Origin of the sequence: Flavobacterium hercynium, assembly GCF_002217285.1 — a bacterium.
In the GTDB taxonomy this organism is placed as follows: domain Bacteria; phylum Bacteroidota; class Bacteroidia; order Flavobacteriales; family Flavobacteriaceae; genus Flavobacterium; species Flavobacterium hercynium.
The window spans coordinates 234,467-255,111 of the sequence record NZ_MUGW01000017.1 but is presented as its reverse complement, the minus strand read 5'-3'; the positions used below and the strand labels follow the sequence as shown (position 1 = coordinate 255,111).

The window sequence follows — 20,645 nt, the reverse complement described above, 5'->3', positions numbered from 1 at the left end:
CAAAAAGCGAGTGCGGTTTTAGCAAGATCAACAATTAATCAGGCCTTAAATTTTGCATTTCAGATTCTTATGGTTTTTTAAGACAAATATTGTACATACAAATTAAGGGAGATTTCAAAATAAATTCTAACTTTATAATCTCATTATTTAGAGCTTATGGAAAAAGATGTGCACGAGCAATACGAATATGCCCGAAGAAGACTTAGACAAAAAAAAATATTATATTTTCATTTCGTCCTTTTCCTTCTAGGTACTCTGTTTTTATTTATTGCAAACCGTTTTTTTGATTTTGGAATTACCAGTAGTAATCAAAATTGGTGTGTTTGGGCTATAACAATATGGCTCTTTATCTTTATACTTCACTTCATAAAAGTCTACATTACAGACCGATTTATGAATAAAAATTGGGAAAGAGAACAAATTGACAGACTTGTTGCATTGCAGCAAAAAAGGATCAGTCAATTAGAATCTAAAATAAATGATGATACCGAAAATAAAATTTAGTTGAAATTACCATGATTATAATGATAGCGGCTGTTGCCGAAAACAACGCACTGGGAAAAAATAATGATTTAGTATGGCACTTGCCAAATGACTTTAAAAGATTTAAAGCACTAACGACTAATCATCACATCATTATGGGTAGAAAAACTTTTGAAAGTTTCCCTAAACCTTTACCCAACAGAACTCACATTGTTATAACGAGACAAAGCGATTACAAACCAGAAGGATGCATCGTTGTAGATAGTATAGAAAAAGCAATTGAACTTTGTCCTGAAAATGAGGATTCTTATATTATTGGAGGAGGAGAAATTTACAATCTTGGCTTACCTTATACTGATATTATCGAAATAACTAAAGTACACCATACTTTTGAAGCCGACACCTTTTTTCCGAAAATCAATTTAAAGGAATGGCAATTGGTTGAAAGTGAAGAGAATTTTAAGGATGAAAAGCATCTTTACGATTACACTTATGAGACTTACATTAAAAAATAAAAACATCCTCAAAAAAGAGGATGTTTTTACTATAATGATGTCAAGCTTAAGACTGAACTCAGGAAATAGTCTGGAGAATTGAATACTAATACAGACGTTAAGGATATCTGCATAATTAACCTACTAAAACTAACTTAATATTCAAAATTTGAGAGAAGATCTCAAAAACCTTTTTAATAACCAAATACCACGAAGGCTATTAAAAAGGCGGAAGAAAAATTAAAATTTCCAAAAACAAATTTAATCCTAAGAACGTGTTATGCACTTTTAAAAGATATTACATTGGCACTACCTACCCGACGCAATGTAACATTTCAAACTACTTACAAGAACAAATGAAACCCGTGCAAAAAAGTATCACTTGATTTTAGCCTAAATAGCTATCCATCATTATAATTTCCAAATATTTAACATTACAAAAATGCCTTTAAAATCTCAGTACTGCAATACCCACTTACCGTGATTTTTTAAAAATACCCACTTACCGTGATAGCGCAAAAAAAACGAGCTCTGGAAAACCAAAAACTATTTCGGAAACATTTGATTTACAAATAAAAAAACTCATTTACAGTTAACTCAGATTGTATTATATTTGCGTAAATAAAAAAAATGACTGAAAACATAACTCCGTATAAAGATTCTACTTTAGGCAAAAAAGAACAAGTAGCTCAAATGTTTGATACTATCTCAGGTAACTATGATAGTCTGAACCGTGTAATCTCATTTGGAATTGACACTAAATGGCGCAAAAAAGTATTAAAGATAGTTTCAGATAAAAAACCACAAATCGTTCTTGACATCGCAACAGGAACAGGTGACCTTGCTATTTTGATGGCAAAAACAAATGCTCAAAAAATTATTGGTTTAGATATTTCAGCAGGAATGCTTGAAGTTGGAAAGAAAAAGGTTGCCGAAAAAAAATTATCAAATGTTATTGATTTAGTTTTAGGTGATTCTGAAAAAATTCCGTTTGAGGATAATTATTTTGATGCTATAACGGTTGGTTTTGGCGTTAGAAACTTCGAAAATCTGGAAAAAGGGTTTGGTGAAATATTAAGAGTTTTAAAGCCAAACGGCGTATTTGTTATTTTAGAAACTTCGGTTCCGGACAAAACTCCATATAAACAAGGATATGGTTTTTATACTAAAAACATACTTCCTCTTATCGGGAAATTATTTTCTAAAGATAATTCAGCTTACGGATATTTATCTGAGTCTGCTGCTGCTTTTCCTTATGGAGAAGCCTTAAACAATATTTTAAGAAAAATTGGGTTTATAGATGTTGTGGCTATGCCGCAAACGTTTGGAGTTGCAACCATTTATTCTGCTTCTAAAAAATAGTATGAAAAAAACAGTAATCTTAATTTTATTAGTCGTTACGACGCAAGGATATTCGCAATTTGCTAAAAGTATGTTTAGCAAAGATCCTATTATTAATCTCGAAAACTGGCAAAAACAGCGTGTGTATTTTGGGTTTTATCTGGGCTTTAACAGTTTCGACTTTAAATTTGATTATAAAAATGTAATGAATCAGGATATTCAGGTCAAAAAAACAACCGGTTTCAATGTCGGAATTGTGGGCGACCTGAGACTTCAGGAGTATATAAATTTGCGTTTTGAACCAGGTTTATACTATACAAAACGCGATTTATATTATCCAAACTTCACTTCGCAAAATGATGTTTTAAGAGAAGTAAACAGTACGTACATACATTTTCCTTTATTATTAAAGTTTTCAGCATTACGTACCGGAAATATTCGTCCTTATTTAGTTGGAGGATTATCAACAACATTAAACTTATCGAGTAACTCAAAATCTGACGATGATAATTCGCAGCAAAAATTCAGAGTAAAACCTTGGACCAATGCTTACGAAGTTGGGTTTGGGGTTGATATTTTCTCTGAGTATTTTATCTTTTCTCCGTCTATTAGAGGTATGTTTGGTATAGGTGACGAATTAATAAGAGACAATGATCCAAATAGTCCATGGACTGGGAATATTGACTCTATGAAATCGAGAGCAATTTTAATAAATTTTACTTTTCACTAAAACAAAGTATTAACTATTCCGTTTAAATTCACTAAGAATAATTGCTGTTGCAGTAGCTACATTTAAACTTTCTGTTTTTTGCAGCTCTCCAAATCGTGGAATTGTTAGTCGGCTTGTAACCGTTTTTTCGATCTCTTCAGAAATGCCATTGGCTTCATTACCCATAATAATGATCCCTTCTTTTGGCAAATGAGATTGATAAATATTCTCGCCATCCATAAAAGTTCCAAAAACGGGCAGCTTTGTTTGCGTTAAAAAAGTTTTCAAATCAACATAATTAACATTTACTCTTGTAATAGAACCCATTGTCGCTTGTACTACTTTTGGATTATAAATGTCAACGGTTTCTTTAGAGCAAATAATTTGTTTAATGCCAAACCAGTCGCAAAGACGTAAAATCGTTCCTAAATTCCCGGGATCACGAATATCATCTAAAGCGACAATCAGACCTGAATCGTTAATTTTATTTTCGGCAGGCATCCTGAAAACTGCTAAACACGTATTTGGAGTTGTTAATGCACTTATTTTTTTGAGTTCCTGATCATTGATAAGCGTACGTTTTGAAGACAGAACAGTGTCAAAATCATTCTGTGTCGTATATAAATGATCTAATTCAAAATTGGATTGCAAAAGTTCCTGAATTACTTTTACGCCTTCGGCAAAAAATAATTGATTAATAAAACGTTGCTTTTTTTGATGTAAACTTGATATAAGTTTTATTTGGTTTTTACTAACCATAAAATAATGTACTTTTGAATTAAATATTTTAGAACACTTGAAAAAGAATTCCACAAAAATAATAGCATTTATCCTAATAGCAATATTTATTTCTGCTTGTAATGCGGTAAAAAGAGTTCCGGACGGAAAAAAACTTCTTACTAAAAACAATATTATTGTAAATGGAAAATCAAGTAGTGATGAAATTGCTTCTAATCAGATGTATCAAAAACCCAATGGTACATTGTTAGGATACAAGCTGCGTTTGAATTTATATAATTTAGCCAACTTAAATCCCGACTCTACTTATCAGGCAAAATTTAAAAATAATCCAGGAAAATATGAGCGCCAGGCTAAAATATTATCTGCAAAACAAGTAGATCGACTTGGACAATCATTTTTATACAAAGGTATTCATGAATTCCTAAAAAATACAGGAGAAGCTCCTGTAATCATAGACACGGCTAAAACGCAAAAATCTTTAGTGCGATTAAAATACTATTACTTTAATAATGGTTTCTTTAATGTAAAAACGGATTATACTATTGACAGTATTTCCAGAAAAAAAGCAGCGGTAAATTACAACATCACAACTGGCCCAGGTTTTATAATAGATTCTATTAGAACTACAATTTCAACGCCTGCACTAGATTCTTTATATAAAACATCAAGAGAACCATCTCTTATAAAATCCGGCAAGCAATACAAAACTTCTGACCTAGAAGAAGAAAAAAGCCGTATCACAACATATTTCAGAAATCACGGAGCTTATTACTTTCAGCCAACTTATGTATCATTTAACATTGATACTATTGGCAAAAAAAACAAGGCTGACCTTAATTTAATTATAAACAACAATACCATTCAGGAAAAAGACTCCAGCAGAACGGAGCCTTTTAAACTATATAAAATTAGTGATGTGAACATTTATACGGATTACTCTCCTACTAATGCCAAATCTAAAATTACCGACAGTACAACATACAACAACTTCAACTTGTACAGTTATAAGAAATTAAAATACAAACCCAGAGCAATAACAGATGCGATATTCGTTTCTAAAGGAAGCACCTTCGCCGATTTTAGAACAACTCTTACATCAAGATATTTAAATAATTTAAAGATTTTTAACTATCCATCTATACAATATGAAATAGACAAACGTGATCCAACGGCACAATCGCTAATTGCAAATGTTTATTTAACACCCCGAAAAAAATACAGCTTCGGAACCTCTTTGGATGTAACGCATTCTAACATTCAGGAATTTGGAATAGGTGCCAGTATTTCAGAAACAATCCGTAACGTATTTAATCGTGCAGAAACTTTAGAAATCTCTACCCGTTTAAACATTGGTTCTTCCAAGGACATGGCAAATCCAAACAATAATTTCTTCAATGTTTCTGAATATGGAGTTGACTTGAAATTAAACTTCCCAAGAATCTTACTGCCTTTTGGAACTGAAAAAATCATTCCAAAAAGTATGATTCCATCTACCAGCATTACGTCAGGTTTTACAAAACAACGCAATATTGGTTTAGATAAAGAAAACTTTACCGGAGGAATCGCCTATAACTGGTCTCCAAAACGAAATAATACTGCAAAACTTGATTTACTAAATGTTCAGTTTGTTCGTAACTTAAATCCCGCCAATTATTACAGAGTATATACATCGTCTTACCGCGAACTAAATAGCCTGGCTAGTTTTTACAATAATAACCCCGCTAACTTAAACGAAAATGGCGACCTGATTATTTCTGAAGGAACAAGCGGTTTTACAAGTGATGTTACTAGCGGCAATACAGCATTGACTCCAAATGATCCGGATTTCCGAACCATAGAAAGTATTGAAGAAAGAAGAATGCGTTTGACAGAAAATGACTTTATCCTGTCAACAAGTTATACATTTACCAAAACAACCAAAAAAGATTTGGCTGATAATACTTTTTATCAGTTTAAAACTAAAGTAGAATCTGCAGGAACTTTACTAACAGCTTTTTCAAATATTGCCAGTCTGCCTAAAAATTCCAGAGACAATTATGAATTATTAAATCTGGAATATTCTGAATATGTTAAAGCTGAATTTGACTATATTAAACATTGGGATTTTGGTAAAGAAAAAGTACTGGCAGTAAGAAGCTTTTTCGGAATTGCAATTCCGTTTGGTAATTCAAATTATATTCCGTTCTCTCGAAGTTATTATGGAGGAGGTTCAAATGATAATCGTGCCTGGCAACCCTACTCATTAGGTCCCGGAAGCACTAATGCAATGAACGATTTTAACGAGGCCAATATGAAAATTGCATTTAGTGCCGAATTTCGTTTCAAAATATTTGGCGATGTTAAAGGAGCTATCTTTGCAGATGCCGGAAATATCTGGAATGTACTCGATAATGTTATCGATGAGAAGGCAAAATTCTCCAACGTAAACGATTTAGAAGAAATTGCTTTAGGTACAGGATTTGGTTTACGATACGATTTAAGCTTCTTTGTTATTCGATTAGATTTAGGGTTTAAGACCCATAATCCGGGACGTGCAGCAGATGAAAGATGGTTCAGAGAATATAATTTTGGACGTTCGGTTTTAAATTTTGGAATAAATTATCCGTTCTAATGCTAATTAATTCTTATTTTTGCAACCTAAAAACTAAAATCAACTATAAAACAAATTAAACATGGCACACAATATCAAACCGGGAGTAGCTACAGGTGATCAGGTACAGGAAATTTTTAATTATGCAAAAGAAAAAGGATTTGCACTTCCGGCAGTAAATGTTACGGGGTCTAGTACTATCAATGGAGTTCTTGAAACTGCAGCGAAACTAAATGCGCCAGTTATCATTCAATTTTCAAACGGAGGAGCACAATTTAACGCTGGAAAAGGATTGTCTAACGCAAACGAGAAATCAGCAATCGCTGGTGGAATTGCAGGAGCAAAACATATTCACACTTTAGCAGAAGCTTACGGTGCAACTGTAATTTTACATACAGACCACTGCGCTAAAAAATTATTACCTTGGATCGACGGTTTATTAGATGCTTCTGAAAAACATTTTGCAGAAACAGGAAAACCTTTATTCAGTTCTCACATGATCGATTTGTCTGAGGAGCCAATCGAAGAAAACATTGAAATCTGCAAAGAGTACTTAGCAAGAATGAGCAAAATGGGTATGACATTAGAAATCGAACTTGGTATTACAGGTGGTGAAGAAGATGGTGTAGACAACTCTGATGTTGACAGCTCTAAATTATATACTCAACCAGAAGAAGTAGCTTATGCTTACGAAGAATTATCTAAAGTAAGTCCAAAATTCACAATTGCAGCTGCTTTTGGAAACGTTCACGGTGTTTACAAGCCAGGAAACGTAAAATTAACTCCAAAAATCCTTAAAAATTCTCAAGATTTCGTTCAAAACAAATTCAACACTGGTGCTAACCCGGTAGATTTCGTTTTCCACGGAGGTTCAGGTTCTACACTTGAAGAAATCAGAGAAGCAATTGGATACGGAGTTATCAAAATGAACATTGATACAGATTTACAATTTGCATACACTGAAGGAATTCGTGATTATATGGTTAAAAACATTGACTATTTAAAAACTCAAATTGGTAACCCAGAAGGTTCTGATGTTCCTAACAAAAAATATTATGACCCAAGAAAATGGGTACGTGAAAGTGAAGTAACATTCAATACAAGACTTGAGCAAGCTTTTGCTGACTTGAATAACGTAAATACACTATAAATTTTAGATTTCAGATTTTAGATTTTAGATTCCTTGGACTCTAAAATCTAAAATCTACAGTCTAAAATCTAAAATCTAAAAAAAATGGCTTGGTTTAAAAGACAAGAAAAAGGGATTACAACTGCTACAGAAGATAAGATGGACGTTCCGAAAGGATTGTGGTACAAATCTCCTACTGGAAAAATTATTGATGCTGATGAATTAGCCCGAAACTTATTTGTTAGTCCTGAAGATGATTTTCACGTTAGAATTGGAAGCGCAACCTATTTCGAAATTTTATTCGACAACAATGAATTTGTTGAGTTAGATAAAAACATGACGTCAAAAGATCCTTTGCATTTTGTGGATACAAAAAAATATGCAGAGCGATTGAAAGATGTAATGGAAAAAACTCATCTTAAAGACGCTGTTCGTACAGGAGTTGGAAAATCTAAAGGAAAAGAACTTGTAATTTGCTGTATGGACTTCGCCTTTATTGGTGGATCTATGGGAGCGGTTGTAGGGGAGAAAATCGCAAGAGGTATTGATCATGCTATCAAAAACAAATTGCCTTTTGTAATGATTTCTAAATCTGGTGGAGCTCGTATGATGGAAGCTGCTTATTCATTAATGCAATTAGCAAAAACATCTGTAAAATTAGCACAGCTTGCCGAAGCTGGTTTACCATACATTTCTTTATGTACTGATCCAACTACAGGAGGAACAACTGCATCATACGCAATGTTAGGAGATATCAACATCTCTGAACCAGGTGCTTTGATTGGTTTTGCAGGTCCTCGTGTTGTACGTGATACTACGGGAAAAGATTTACCAGAAGGTTTTCAAACCGCTGAGTTTCTTTTAGAGCACGGATTCTTAGACTTTATCACGCCTAGAAAAGAATTGAAAGATAAGATCAATCTTTATATCGATTTGATTCAAAACAATACAATTAGATAGTTTTCAAACTTCTAAAAACACAATATCCCATTGGCTTTACAGCGAATGGGATTTTTTATTTTTAAATAGCATTATCATTTGAAATAAAAAACTCAGAACCTTTGCAACTCAGTCTCTCAGAAGCTTAAAAAAAAACTACATTCCAGTTCTAATAGCCTCAACAGGATCAAGATTTGCCGCTGAAATAGCTGGCAGAATACCTGAGATTAGTCCAATTATGGCTGAAATTCCAGTTCCTAGTAAGATATTTCCAAGACTTAAAACAAACTCAAAATCGAGTAATTGAGTTAAAGCAAGAGAAATACCCCAGACCAACAACAAGCCAATGATTCCACCAATAACAGACAGAATTACAGCTTCGAATAAAAATTGAAATAAGATGAAACGATTTTTAGCTCCCAATGATTTTTGAATCCCAATTAAATTGGTACGTTCTTTCACAGAAACAAACATAATATTGGCAATTCCAAAACCTCCTACCAAAAGAGAGAATCCACTAATCACCCATCCTACAACATTCATCTGCCCCAGAATTCCATCGATAAAATCTGTAAAACCAGAAAGTACATTAATAAAAAAGTTATCCATCTCCCCTGCTTTCATTCCACGGATTGCTCGTAGTTTTTGAGCAACCTGAGCTTTATAAGCATCCATATCGACACCTTTTACCGGTTTTAATACAATAACAGGAGTCATGGCATCATTGTCCCCATACATACGACGTAAGAAGTTTGTGGGTATATAAACCGAAGTATCATTACTATCACCAAAAAAACCTGCTCCCTGCTTCGCTATTACACCAATTACGGTAAAACGTTGTCCGTATAACCGAATGCTTTTTCCAACCGGTTCTGATCCTCCAAACAGCCCTTCAGCAATATCATATCCTAAGACAATTACTGCCGTTCCGGAATTTGATTCAGATTCAGTATAAAAACGTCCATTATCAACATTCAAACCTTCAATTTCTACAATTTCATTAGATGCCGGAACAATATTTACATCACTCACCGTTTTAGAATCGTATTTTATAGTTTCTTTATTTACAAAAAACTGATAAGCAACCTGATCTGTGTTAGTAAGCGAATTTTTTAAACTAATATATTCATCATATTTTACATTTGGAAACTGCTCTCTCTTCCATTGTGGAATTTCTGAAGGTCCAAAACAATATTTCATTAAATAAATTGTATTTTTATCTAAGCTGCTCAAATCTTTAGAAATTTTTCTATCTAAAGAATCAACTGCAGCAAGCACTGCAATAATCGAAAAAATACCAATCGTTACGCCCAACAAGGAGAGTAGTGTACGTAATTTATTATTTCGCAGAGCATTTATTGCAAAGCTCAGACTTTCTTTCAATAACCTTAGATAAACCAGCATATATTCGTTTTTTTCAACAAAGTAAAATTCAATAAATTAAAATCAAAAACCTAATAAAAATTAACTTACTGATGAGTAGTTATTTTTAAGATAATGTTACATTAATTTCTTTAAAATAATATTTAAAAAAACTACTTTTGCAGTCTGAAAATCATAACTACACAATGAGCACAACTAAAACAATACAATCGGCATTAATATCTGTTTTTTCTAAAGATGGACTTGAGCCAATCGTTAGAAAATTACACGAGCAAAACGTAACACTTTACTCTACAGGAGGAACTGAAGATTTCATTAAAAACCTTGGAATTCCAGTAGTTCCGGTTGAAGATATTACTTCTTTTCCTGAAATTCTTGGAGGAAGAGTTAAAACGTTACATCCGAAAATTTTTGGTGGAATTTTAAATCGTCAGGACAACGAAAGTGACGTTGCGCAAATGAAAGAATTTGACATTCCTCAAATTGATTTAGTAATTGTTGATTTGTATCCTTTTGAAAAAACTGTTGCTTCTGGTGCAAGCGAGCAGGATATTATAGAAAAAATTGACATTGGTGGGATTTCATTAATTCGTGCCGGTGCAAAAAATTTCAAAGACACTGTAATTGTTGCTTCTGTAAACGAATACAGCTTACTTTTAGATTTAATCACAGAGCAAAATGGAGCTACAACTCTAGAAAACAGAAGATTGTTTGCTACTAAAGCTTTTCATGTTTCTTCTCATTATGATGGTGCTATCTTTAATTATTTCAATACAGATGAGACGATTTACAAAGAAAGCATTGCTGATGGTCAAGTATTGAGATACGGAGAAAACCCTCATCAAAAAGGATTTTTCTTTGGAGATTTTGATGCAATGTTCAAAAAAGTTCACGGAAAAGAGTTATCTTACAACAACTTACTAGATGTTGACGCTGCAGTAAACTTGATTAATGAGTTCAAAACAGACGGACCAACATTTGCTATTTTAAAACATAATAATGCTTGTGGGTTAGCTTCAAGAAAAACAATTAGCGAAGCGTATTTAGCGGCTTTAGCCTGTGATCCAACATCTGCCTTTGGAGGTGTTTTGATTGCAAATACTAAAATCGATCTGGCAACTGCAGAAGAAATAAATAAATTATTCTGCGAAGTAGTTATTGCTCCTGCGTATGATGATGAAGCAATTGCCGTTTTACAAGAAAAGAAAAACAGAATAATATTAGTACAAAATGAAATTGAATTACCGTCAAGACAAGTAAGAACATGTCTTAATGGTTTGTTAATTCAGGATAAAAATAATATTACGGATAATAAAGAACATTTAAAAACCGTTACAACTACTGAGCCTACTGCACAGGAAATAGAAGATTTGATATTTGCATCTAAAATTTGTAAAAACACAAAATCAAATACAATTGTATTTGCAAAGAACGGAACTTTAATATCTTCTGGAACAGGTCAGACATCAAGAGTAGATGCTTTAGTACAAGCTGTAGATAAAGCAAAAGCTTTTGGATTTGATTTAACTGGCGCTTCAATGGCGAGTGATGCATTTTTCCCATTTCCGGATTGTGTAGAATTAGCAAAGAAAGCCGGAATCACTGCTGTAATTCAGCCTGGAGGTTCAATCAAAGACGAGTTAAGTATTAATTACTGCAATGAAAATAATCTTGCAATGGTATTTACGGGAACACGTCATTTTAAACATTAATTTGTTTAACTTTGTTCGATAAATAATTTTTAACATTTTTAACCCTTATAAAGACTTATGGGATTTTTTGATTTCATGACTGAGGATATCGCGATAGACCTTGGTACCGCAAACACTTTAATCATTCACAATGATAAAGTTGTTATTGATAGTCCTTCCATAGTAGCGCGTGATAGAGTATCAGGCAAGATCATTGCTGTTGGTAAAGAAGCTAATATGATGCAAGGTAAAACACATGAAAACATCAAGACCATAAGGCCATTGAAGGATGGTGTAATTGCAGATTTTGATGCTTCAGAAAAAATGATCAATATGTTCATTAAAAGTATACCGGCATTAAAGAAAAGAATGTTTACGCCAGCTTTAAGAATGGTCGTTTGTATTCCTTCTGGTATTACCGAAGTGGAGATGAGAGCTGTAAAAGAATCTTGTGAAAGAGTAAACGGAAAAGAAGTTTACTTAATTCATGAGCCTATGGCAGCTGCAATTGGTATTGGTATTGATATCATGCAACCAAAAGGAAATATGATTGTTGATATTGGAGGTGGTACAACCGAAATTGCAGTTATTGCATTAGGCGGAATTGTATGTGACAAATCTGTAAAAATTGCAGGTGACGTTTTTACCAATGATATCGTTTACTATATGCGTACACAACACAATCTATTTGTGGGAGAAAGTACTGCAGAAAAAATTAAAATTCAAATTGGAGCAGCTATTGAAGATTTAGACGGACCTCCTGAGGATATGTCTGTTCAAGGTAGAGATTTGCTTACGGGTAAACCAAAACAAGTAGATGTTTCGTACCGTGAAATTGCTAAAGCTTTAGACAAATCTATTCAGCGTATTGAAGACGCGGTAATGGAAACATTATCTCAGACTCCTCCTGAATTAGCAGCAGACATCTATAACACTGGTATTTATTTAGCTGGTGGAGGATCAATGCTAAGAGGTTTGGATAAACGTATTTCTCAAAAAACAGATTTACCTGTTTACATTGCTGAAGATCCATTAAGAGCAGTAGTTCGTGGTACAGGAATGGCTCTTAAAAACATTGCGAAATTCAAAAGTATCTTAATCAAATAAGATAGCTGAACATTATAAACAATATATTTTTATTAGAGTCAAATTAAATCATTTGACTCTAATAAAATTGGAACACAAAAGCATATCCTGAAACAAAATAACCAAACAAGAAATGCAGCAAATTTTTAATTTTATTATAAGAAACAGTAATCGATTGCTGTTTTTGCTGCTTTTAGGTATTTCGTTGGCACTAACAATTCAATCCCATTCTTTTCATCGAAGCAGAGTAATCAGTTCAGCTAATTTTTTAAGCGGAGGTGTTTATGAAAGAATCAATCACGTAAACGAATATTTGAATTTAAGAACCGAAAATGACGAGCTGGTACTTGAAAACGCAAGATTAAAAAGTCTTTTATTTAACAAAGAAGACACCACAAAAATACCTTTGGCTGATAGTATAAAAGGAGTAAAACCTGCTGATATCATTGTTTCAAAAGTTATTCATAATTCGTACAATACGCACGAAAATTACATCACATTAAATTCCGGAAGAAATGACGGAGTTAAACAAGATATGGGTGTAATTAATAGTTTAGGTATTATTGGTGTGGTAGATAATACGTCACCAAGATATTCTACTGTAGTTAGTATTTTGAATATGAAATCGCAGATTAATGCGAAAATAAAAAAATCAAACCATTTTGGTTCTTTAACCTGGGATGGCAAAAGTACAGGATTTGTTCAGTTAGTTGATGTTCCAAGATTGGCTTCGATTAAAAAAGGTGACACCATTGTTACCGGAGGACAATCTGTAATTTTCCCAGAAGGAATTAATGTTGGAACCATTGATAAAATATATATTCAGGACAAAACAAGTTTTTATGTTATAAACGTTAAACTGTTTAATGACATGACGAACTTAGGACACGTATACATTATTAAAAGCAAGGACAGAGAAGAAGTGATTAATTTAGAAAAAAAGGGAAAAGATGAATAGCGCATTGTTAGTCAATATTTTTCGATTTATTGTGTTTCTGGCAATTCAGGTTGTTATTTTCAACAACATGAATTTCTTAGGTTACATAAGCCCTTTTCCTTACATTTTATTTATCATTCTTTATCCTGTTAACAGTAACAGATCAAGTCTTATTTTTTCTAGTTTTTTACTGGGATTAACCATGGATATGTTTTGTAACTCGGGCGGAATTCATGCTACAGCCTGCGTGATTCTTGCTTATTACAGACCATACATTTTTAAATTTTCATTTGGACTGAGTTACGAATATCAAACAATAAAATTAAATGACTCTCTTACTCCGGAAAGATTTTCGTTTATTTTAGTATCGGTAGTATTGCATCATATTATACTATTTGTGCTTTTAGCGTTTCAGTTTAGATTTATTGTAGACGTCTTACTCCGAACTTTGTTTAGTTCAATTTTTACCATAATTATTTCAATCATTATAATATATCTTATTAAGCCCAATAGACGATGAGAAAAATTCTGCTGCCCTCTTTAATTATTATTGCAGCATCATTGCTAGTGATCAGGATATTCTATTTGCAAATTATCGATGATTCCTTTAAGTTAAAATCAGATAATAATGCGATAAAAAAGGCTTATGATTATCCGGAAAGAGGTTATATCTATGATCGAAATGGGAAATTATTAGTTGCCAACCAGGCATCTTATGACATTATGGTTATTCCGCGTGACATTAAAAAAGATCTTAATGTGGCGGAATTTTGTGCATTGTTAAACATCACAAAAGAAGAATATTATAAAAGAGTTGCCAAGGCAAAAGTTTATAGTCCCCGATTACCTTCTGTATTTTTATCACAACTTAATAAATCTGAGTTTGCGGCTTTTCAGGAGAAAATAAGAAAATATGAAGGTTTCTATTTTCAGAAAAGATCACTTCGTGATTACGAAGTAGATTATGGCGCAAACATCTTTGGTTTTATCACACAGGTAAATGACAAACTTATTTCTCAAAATCCGTACTACAATAGTGGAGATTTAATTGGAAAACAAGGTGTAGAAGAAAGTTACGAAGAAATTCTACGTGGTATAAAAGGTGTAAAATACATTCAGAAAGATAAATACAACCGAGAAATTGGTTCTTATAAAGATGGAAAATACGATACTATTGCAGTAGCGGGCGAAGATATTAATTTAACTATCGATGCCGAGCTTCAAAAGTATGGTGAAGAATTAATGATCAATAAACGAGGTGGAATTGTTGCCATTGAACCTAAATCAGGAGAAATTCTAGCATTAGTTACAGCACCGTCTTACGATCCGGGTATTTTAGTTGGAAGACAAAGATCTAAAAACTACACGCTTTTATATCATGATTCTATCGCAAAACCTTTATACGACAGAGGACTTCTTGCAGAATACCCACCTGGTTCTCCATTTAAAATCCTTACCGGTTTAGTTGCGCTTCAGGAAGGAGTTGTAAATGAACAAACTACATTTATGTGTCATCATGGATTTAGTTACGGTAGAGGACGTTTTATGAAATGTCACGGTTCTGGTCCCCATCAATTGCACAATGGTATCTACAATTCTTGTAATACCTATTTTGCACAAGCATATATGTTGACTATCAACAAATTTGCAAATCCAGGACAAGCTGTTGACGTTTGGAGCAATCACGTAAAAAGTTTTGGTTTAGGACAATTTATGGGATACGATTTACCAACAGGTAAAAAAGGAAACATTCCCACTTCTAAAACGTATAAAAAAATATACCCAAACGGCGGCTGGAGAAGCACAACCATTGTCTCTAACTCGATTGGTCAGGGAGAAGTTTTAATGACTCCTATCCAACTTGCCAATATGATGGCAACAGTAGCAAATCAGGGATATTATTACACTCCTCACATCATTAAAAAAATTGAAGGTAAAAATATAGATGCAAAATTTACAACAAAACACGAAACTACTATCGATAAGAAGTACTTTCCTCCCGTTATAAGTGGTTTGTTTGACGTTTATAACAAAGGTACGGCTTATGCATTAAGAGTAGAAGGAATTGATATTTGCGGAAAAACAGGTACTGCCGAAAACTATGCAAAAATTAATGGTGTTAGAACAAAACTAAAGGATCACTCTATATTTGTAGCGTTTGCCCCTAAAGACAATCCTAAAATTGCCATTGCAATCATGATTGAAAATGGAGGTTTTGGTGCGACAGTTGCAGGACCAATTGCCAGCTTAATGATAGAAAAATATCTTAAAAAGAAAATTTCGAGAACTGATTTAGAAGTTCGGGTTTTAAATAAAAGTTTAATTAGCGAGTATGCAAAATTAGGTGGTATAAAAGAAGCCAGCGCCATAGAATCAACTCCTATGGACTCTGTTTTAAGAGCTAAAATTGTCACTCCTAAAACGGTCGTTAAAACTCCAAAAGAAGAAATTAAAAAAACTGCTGTAGACACCACTAAAAAGAACTAACAAAGATTATTTCAAATGAAAAATCAAAGTGTAAAAAATAATATTGACTGGATAAGTATCTTTATTTATATAGCCTTAGTAGTACTGGGCTGGCTAAATATATATTCTTCTTCTTTATTATCTACAGACGGTACTTATCAAAAACAATTAATATTTATTGGATGTACTATTCCTTTAATATTTGTTGTGCTTTTTGTTGATGGAAAATTTTATGAAAAATACGCCAGTATCATTTTTGGTGTATCGTTACTATCGCTTGCAGGGTTATTCTTGTTCGGAAAAACAATTGCAGGTCAAAGATGTTGGTATGCTATTGGAAGCTTCACCATACAGCCATCGGAGTTTGCAAAGGCTGCAACTGCACTGGCATTAGCAAAATTTTTAAGTGATAGTCAAATCAATTTAAAAGAAACCAACCGACAGATTCAGGCTTTAGCAATCGTGTTTTTGCCCGTACTTTTAATATTACCGCAACCCGATCCCGGAAGCGCCTTGATATACAGTATTTTTATTATTGTATTGTTTAGAGAAGGACTACCTTCCTGGTATGTATGGACTGGATTTATTGCTGTAGTATTATTTGTGCTTACACTTGTTTTAGAACCTTACGTAGTAATATTAATTGCGCTTTCTATTTTATTAATTATACATTTTAAAGGAAGAGCCGTAGACCGCAACATTCTTTTAAGTCTTGCTTTCTTAGGTCTCATTTCAGCATTCGTTTTCTCTGTAGACTATGTATTTGATAATGTATTTAAAAAACACCATAGAGACCGTTTTAATATCTTATTAGGAAAGACTGTCGACATGAAAGGTATTGGATACAACACCAATCAATCTGAGATCGCTATTGGTTCTGGAGGCTGGGTTGGCAAAGGTTTTCTTGAAGGAACTCAGACAAAAGGTGGATTCGTACCAGAGCAGCATACCGATTACATCTTTACAACTGTTGGTGAAGAATGGGGATTTGCAGGTTCACTGGTTGTTATCGTTCTTTTTGCAGGACTTCTTTTAAGAGTAATTTATCTCGCCGAAAGACAAAAGACAAAGTTTAGCAGGGTTTACGGCTACTGTGTTGCCGGAATTTTGTTTACTCACTTTTTCGTAAATATAGCGATGGTTGTTGGAATCTTCCCTACCATTGGAGTTCCGCTTCCTTTCTTTTCATACGGAGGCTCCGGACTTTGGGGATTCACTATTCTACTCTTCATTTTCTTAAAAATGGATGCCAACAAAGTAAATGAGTGGTAAGATTAACATATCCTATAAAGGGCAAACATCTACGACTATCTGAAACTACATAAAAGTATATAAAAGTGTTCAGTGTTCAGCTTTTTAGTGATCAGTTTACTGAACAATTTTTAACTGAACACTGAATACTAAAAAAAAAGTCCGAAGTTTAAAACTTCGGACTTTTTTTATGCATTGTAAGTTGTAATTATATTTTCTCTTTTGGAGTCTTTTTTAAAAGCTTTAATAGTACCGGAAAAGTAGAAATAATAACTATAATGATGATGATATACTCTATATGGTGTTTAAGATCTATCCCTTGCTTTAAAAATATTCCATACAAATAATGTCCGGAAAATATCAATATAAAGGACCACAGGAAAGAACTTAACACGTTATAGAACATAAACTTCTTTTTATCCATTGAAACGATACCTGCGATGATTGGAGCAAATGTTCTGAAAATAGGAAGGAAACGAGCATAAATAATAGCCTTACCACCATATTTTTCAAAGAAATCTTTAGATTGTAACAAATATTTTTTCTTAAACCAGAAAGAATCTTCTTTTTTAAATAAATAATAACCGCTTTTTGAACCAAACCAATAGCCGGTCATATTCCCTAAAACTCCCATTACAGCAACCAATGTAGAAAGTAATAGTACATTTAAAAAGTTACTTGGAATGTAAACTACATTTTGAACTAAATCCCTGCTGTAAATACCAGCTAGAAAAAGTAAACTATCTCCTGGTAGAAAAAATCCTGCAAAAAGTCCTGTCTCGGCAAATACTATAAACAAGACAATATATAACCCAATTTGGACACCTCCGATAGTAAAAGTAATATAAAATTCAGGGTTGATTAACTGGGTCCAATCAAAATTATTCATAAAATGGTTTGGTTACATTTGTTAGCTGGTGAAATTAACAATAATTTGGTCAAACAACAATAAAATACGGTATTTTAAAGATAAATTAACTATTAAAAAAGCCCAGGTTAAAAAAACCCGGGCTTAAGTTATTATTCTCTATCATACTTGCAACAACTATGTAGATTATCATAATCAGATTGAGTCGCCTTAACTTCCTTAGTATCATGTCCAGCTTTAGCAATTGCAGCGTTTAAATCAGCTGGAGAACATTTCTCTTCATTTAAAATAACAGCAAGCTGATGTGTACTCACATCCCAAGAAGCTGTTTTAACTCCCGGAACTGCGTAAGCCGCTTTTTCAATACGTTTTTTACACTGTTCGCAATTACCGTTTACTTCTGTAGTATACTTTAAGTTCTTATTCTTTTTAGTTTGAGCCTGAGCTGAAAATCCTAAAAAACTAATCATTGCAATTAAAATTATCTTGTTCATTTTGTCTAATATTAAAGTTTATAAATTTCTTATTTTATTTTAAATCGTAATCCCGCGTAATACATTTGTCCAAAAATAGGTGCATACGCAATTGAGGCATCAAAGTTTGGACCAAAGGGATCATCTGCTCCTAAGATTGCTTTTTGTTGTTTGTAATTTCCAATATTTTCTCCACCTATATATACCTCAAAAACAGGAGAAAAAACTCGTGTTACCTGAACATTCATAACTGCATAAGAAGGCGAAAATTCCGGGAATTGATCTTGAGAAGGATTACTTGCTGTATACGGCAATTGTTGTTTTCCGGACCAATTAAGCGTGTAATCGAACTTCCATTGTTTATCATCTTTTAAATTGGTTTCGTATTCCAAATTCCCTAAAAAACGATGTTTTGCCTGAAGAGGTCGCTGAAATGTTCCTTTTAAGTAATCTGTTTGAATATCGTAGTACTTGTAAGCTGTTCTTAAATTTAAATTATGAATTAACTCGTAATTAAATTCAAACTGAAAACTATTCGCAAAAGATTTTCCTTTTAGATTATAGAAAAGAACTTCCTGCGGACTTTGCATTACATCTACAACGGCCTGATTTTGGAAATCGGTTCTATAGAAATCAAAACCTGCATCGGCATTTTTATTGAAAATTTTAAATTTCTGCGAAAAACTCACTCCATAATTCCAAGCAATTTCCGGATTTAATCCATACACTTTTCCGTAATTATCTAAAATCGAAAAAGTTCGTGAACTTGCAAAAAGCTGCTGGTTTTCAGCAAAAATATTGGCCGAGCGCTTTCCTCTTCCTGCAGAGAAACGAATCACACCATTTTTCCACGGATTGTATCGCATGTGTAAACGCGGTGTTACAAAAACACCTAAACGATTATGATTATCAACTCTTCCTCCTAAAATCACACTAAAATTGTCTGTATTATCATAAGTGTATTCAAAGAATGCTCCAACGGAATTGTCAATTCTGCTGTAATCATTTACATTAACAAACTCCTGATACTGATCATAACTAAAATTTAATCCGGTTGTGAACTTATTCATCGTATTGTCAATAATCGAATTGAAAATTAAATTCGAATAAAAACTATTTTGTTTAATGTCATACTGATTTAAACCAAAATAAGAGTTTTGATTGTGCGTATTAAAAGCATTTTGAAAACCAATACTCTGATAAGGCATATCCGGAAAAACATATCCAATTTTTGTAGAAACATCAAAACGTTCTGTATTGATTTCCGAACCCCAGGAATTGGTCGTTCCGCGATCTCGATCAGGATCAAAATTTACTTCACCTGTTTGTTTTTTATCATTCATATATCTGAAATTGATAAAACTCACCAAACCACTTTCCGCATCATAAAATTGATATCGATTCAAAATATTAACCTGCTTGCCAAGTGGATTATCTAAAAAACCGTCATTGTTCATGTCGTTTTTGGCAACACGGGCATTTCCGTGCAGAAATAAACTCGTAGACCATTTATCAGATAGTTTTTTATTGAAATGAGTATTCAATTCAAAACGGGAATCTGTCGAACCATAAGCATTAAGAAAAAACGGAATATCATTTATAGGTTTTAAAAGTTCGGTATTTATTTGTCCCGAAATACTTTCATAACCATTAATAACACTTCCTGCACCTTTTGTTATCTGAACACTTTCGATCCAGGTTCCCGGTGTAAAGGACAATCCATAAGCCTGAGAAGCTCCTCGAACTGAAGGAATGTTTTCCTCAGTAATCATTAAATAAGGACTAGTTAGCCCAAGCATTTTTATTTGTTTTGTACCGGTTAAAGCGTCAGAAAAATTTACATCTATAGACGGATTGGTTTCAAAACTTTCGGCCAAGTTGCAACAGGCTGCTTTAAGCAGTTCTTTGCTTGTAATAACAGTTGTATTTGCTGTTAACGTATAGGATTTTTTAATTCCCTTTTGCTTTTTAACAATTTTTACTTCCTCTAAATCTTCTTGCGAAAAAACAGAAACAGAAAGCAAAAACATAACGAAAAGCATTATATTTTTTTGCATAAAAAAA

General features: G+C 33.1%; 18 protein-coding genes. 13 read left to right on the top strand and 5 right to left on the bottom strand.

Annotated features, from left to right (window positions below):
• Window positions 1-156: 156 nt before the first annotated feature.
• From B0A66_RS09010 to porT, 4 genes are all read left to right on the top strand, one after another.
• The gene (locus B0A66_RS09010; protein WP_089049515.1) at window positions 157-504 is read left to right on the top strand and encodes a 2TM domain-containing protein; all 348 of its coding nucleotides are present in this window, start codon (window positions 157-159) and stop codon (window positions 502-504) included.
• An 11-nt stretch (window positions 505-515) separates the two neighbouring features.
• A complete protein-coding gene (locus B0A66_RS09005) occupies window positions 516-998 on the top strand; it encodes a dihydrofolate reductase (RefSeq protein WP_089049514.1) in 483 nt (160 codons plus the stop codon).
• Between the two features lie 609 nt (window positions 999-1,607).
• Window positions 1,608-2,339 carry a bifunctional demethylmenaquinone methyltransferase/2-methoxy-6-polyprenyl-1,4-benzoquinol methylase UbiE gene (ubiE, locus tag B0A66_RS09000; RefSeq protein WP_089049513.1) on the top strand — a complete coding sequence of 244 codons (732 nt, stop codon included), beginning with the start codon at window positions 1,608-1,610 and terminating at the stop codon, window positions 2,337-2,339.
• Window position 2,340: 1 nt separating this feature from the next.
• Window positions 2,341-3,048, top strand: a complete 708-nt coding sequence (gene porT / locus B0A66_RS08995) for a type IX secretion/gliding motility protein PorT/SprT (RefSeq protein WP_089049512.1) — start codon at window positions 2,341-2,343, stop codon at window positions 3,046-3,048.
• A gap of 9 nt (window positions 3,049-3,057) precedes the next feature.
• Here porT and B0A66_RS08990 read toward each other — a convergent pair whose 3' ends face one another.
• Entirely contained in the window at window positions 3,058-3,786 is a 729-nt protein-coding gene (locus tag B0A66_RS08990; protein WP_089049511.1) for an RNA methyltransferase, read from the bottom strand.
• A 37-nt stretch (window positions 3,787-3,823) separates the two neighbouring features.
• Between B0A66_RS08990 and tamL the strand changes: the two genes are divergently transcribed.
• From tamL to accD, 3 genes are all read left to right on the top strand, one after another.
• Window positions 3,824-6,379 carry a translocation and assembly module lipoprotein TamL gene (gene tamL, locus B0A66_RS08985; RefSeq protein ID WP_089049510.1) on the top strand — a complete coding sequence of 852 codons (2,556 nt, stop codon included), beginning with the start codon at window positions 3,824-3,826 and terminating at the stop codon, window positions 6,377-6,379.
• A gap of 61 nt (window positions 6,380-6,440) precedes the next feature.
• A complete protein-coding gene (fbaA, locus tag B0A66_RS08980) occupies window positions 6,441-7,508 on the top strand; it encodes a class II fructose-bisphosphate aldolase (protein ID WP_055097190.1) in 1,068 nt (355 codons plus the stop codon).
• Window positions 7,509-7,592: 84 nt separating this feature from the next.
• Window positions 7,593-8,447, top strand: coding sequence for an acetyl-CoA carboxylase, carboxyltransferase subunit beta (accD, locus tag B0A66_RS08975; RefSeq protein ID WP_089049509.1), 855 nt, complete (start codon window positions 7,593-7,595; stop codon window positions 8,445-8,447).
• Between the two features lie 135 nt (window positions 8,448-8,582).
• Here the strand turns inward: accD and B0A66_RS08970 are convergent, their stop codons facing one another.
• A complete protein-coding gene (locus tag B0A66_RS08970) occupies window positions 8,583-9,830 on the bottom strand; it encodes an ABC transporter permease (protein ID WP_089049508.1) in 1,248 nt (415 codons plus the stop codon).
• Between the two features lie 164 nt (window positions 9,831-9,994).
• Here B0A66_RS08970 and purH point away from each other — a divergent pair, with 164 nt between their 5' ends.
• From purH to rodA, 6 genes are all read left to right on the top strand, one after another.
• The gene (purH, locus tag B0A66_RS08965; protein WP_089049507.1) at window positions 9,995-11,521 is read left to right on the top strand and encodes a bifunctional phosphoribosylaminoimidazolecarboxamide formyltransferase/IMP cyclohydrolase; all 1,527 of its coding nucleotides are present in this window, start codon (window positions 9,995-9,997) and stop codon (window positions 11,519-11,521) included.
• Window positions 11,522-11,578: 57 nt separating this feature from the next.
• A complete protein-coding gene (locus B0A66_RS08960) occupies window positions 11,579-12,607 on the top strand; it encodes a rod shape-determining protein (RefSeq protein WP_008466528.1) in 1,029 nt (342 codons plus the stop codon).
• A gap of 112 nt (window positions 12,608-12,719) precedes the next feature.
• On the top strand, window positions 12,720-13,544 hold the full coding sequence (mreC, locus tag B0A66_RS08955) for a rod shape-determining protein MreC (RefSeq protein WP_089049506.1): 825 nt from the start codon (window positions 12,720-12,722) through the stop codon (window positions 13,542-13,544).
• Window positions 13,537-14,043, top strand: coding sequence for a rod shape-determining protein MreD (locus B0A66_RS08950; RefSeq protein WP_089049505.1), 507 nt, complete (start codon window positions 13,537-13,539; stop codon window positions 14,041-14,043). The genes mreC and B0A66_RS08950 overlap by 8 nt, the downstream gene beginning before the upstream one ends.
• The gene (gene mrdA, locus B0A66_RS08945) at window positions 14,040-16,010 is read left to right on the top strand and encodes a penicillin-binding protein 2 (protein WP_089049504.1); all 1,971 of its coding nucleotides are present in this window, start codon (window positions 14,040-14,042) and stop codon (window positions 16,008-16,010) included. Before B0A66_RS08950 ends, mrdA begins: the two co-directional genes overlap by 4 nt.
• 15 nt (window positions 16,011-16,025) lie before the next feature.
• Complete coding sequence (rodA, locus tag B0A66_RS08940) at window positions 16,026-17,261, top strand: rod shape-determining protein RodA (RefSeq protein WP_089049503.1); 1,236 nt, start codon at window positions 16,026-16,028, stop codon at window positions 17,259-17,261.
• 187 nt (window positions 17,262-17,448) lie between these two features.
• Here the strand turns inward: rodA and B0A66_RS08935 are convergent, their stop codons facing one another.
• The 3 genes from B0A66_RS08935 to B0A66_RS08925 form a co-directional block, all read right to left on the bottom strand.
• The gene (locus B0A66_RS08935) at window positions 17,449-18,129 is read right to left on the bottom strand and encodes a DedA family protein (RefSeq protein ID WP_089049502.1); all 681 of its coding nucleotides are present in this window, start codon (window positions 18,127-18,129) and stop codon (window positions 17,449-17,451) included.
• 131 nt (window positions 18,130-18,260) lie between these two features.
• Window positions 18,261-18,602: a heavy-metal-associated domain-containing protein gene (locus tag B0A66_RS08930; protein ID WP_089049501.1), complete on the bottom strand. Its 342-nt coding sequence runs from the start codon at window positions 18,600-18,602 to the stop codon at window positions 18,261-18,263.
• A 29-nt stretch (window positions 18,603-18,631) separates the two neighbouring features.
• Window positions 18,632-20,638, bottom strand: a complete 2,007-nt coding sequence (locus tag B0A66_RS08925) for a TonB-dependent receptor plug domain-containing protein (protein ID WP_089049500.1) — start codon at window positions 20,636-20,638, stop codon at window positions 18,632-18,634.
• Window positions 20,639-20,645: the final 7 nt, after the last annotated feature.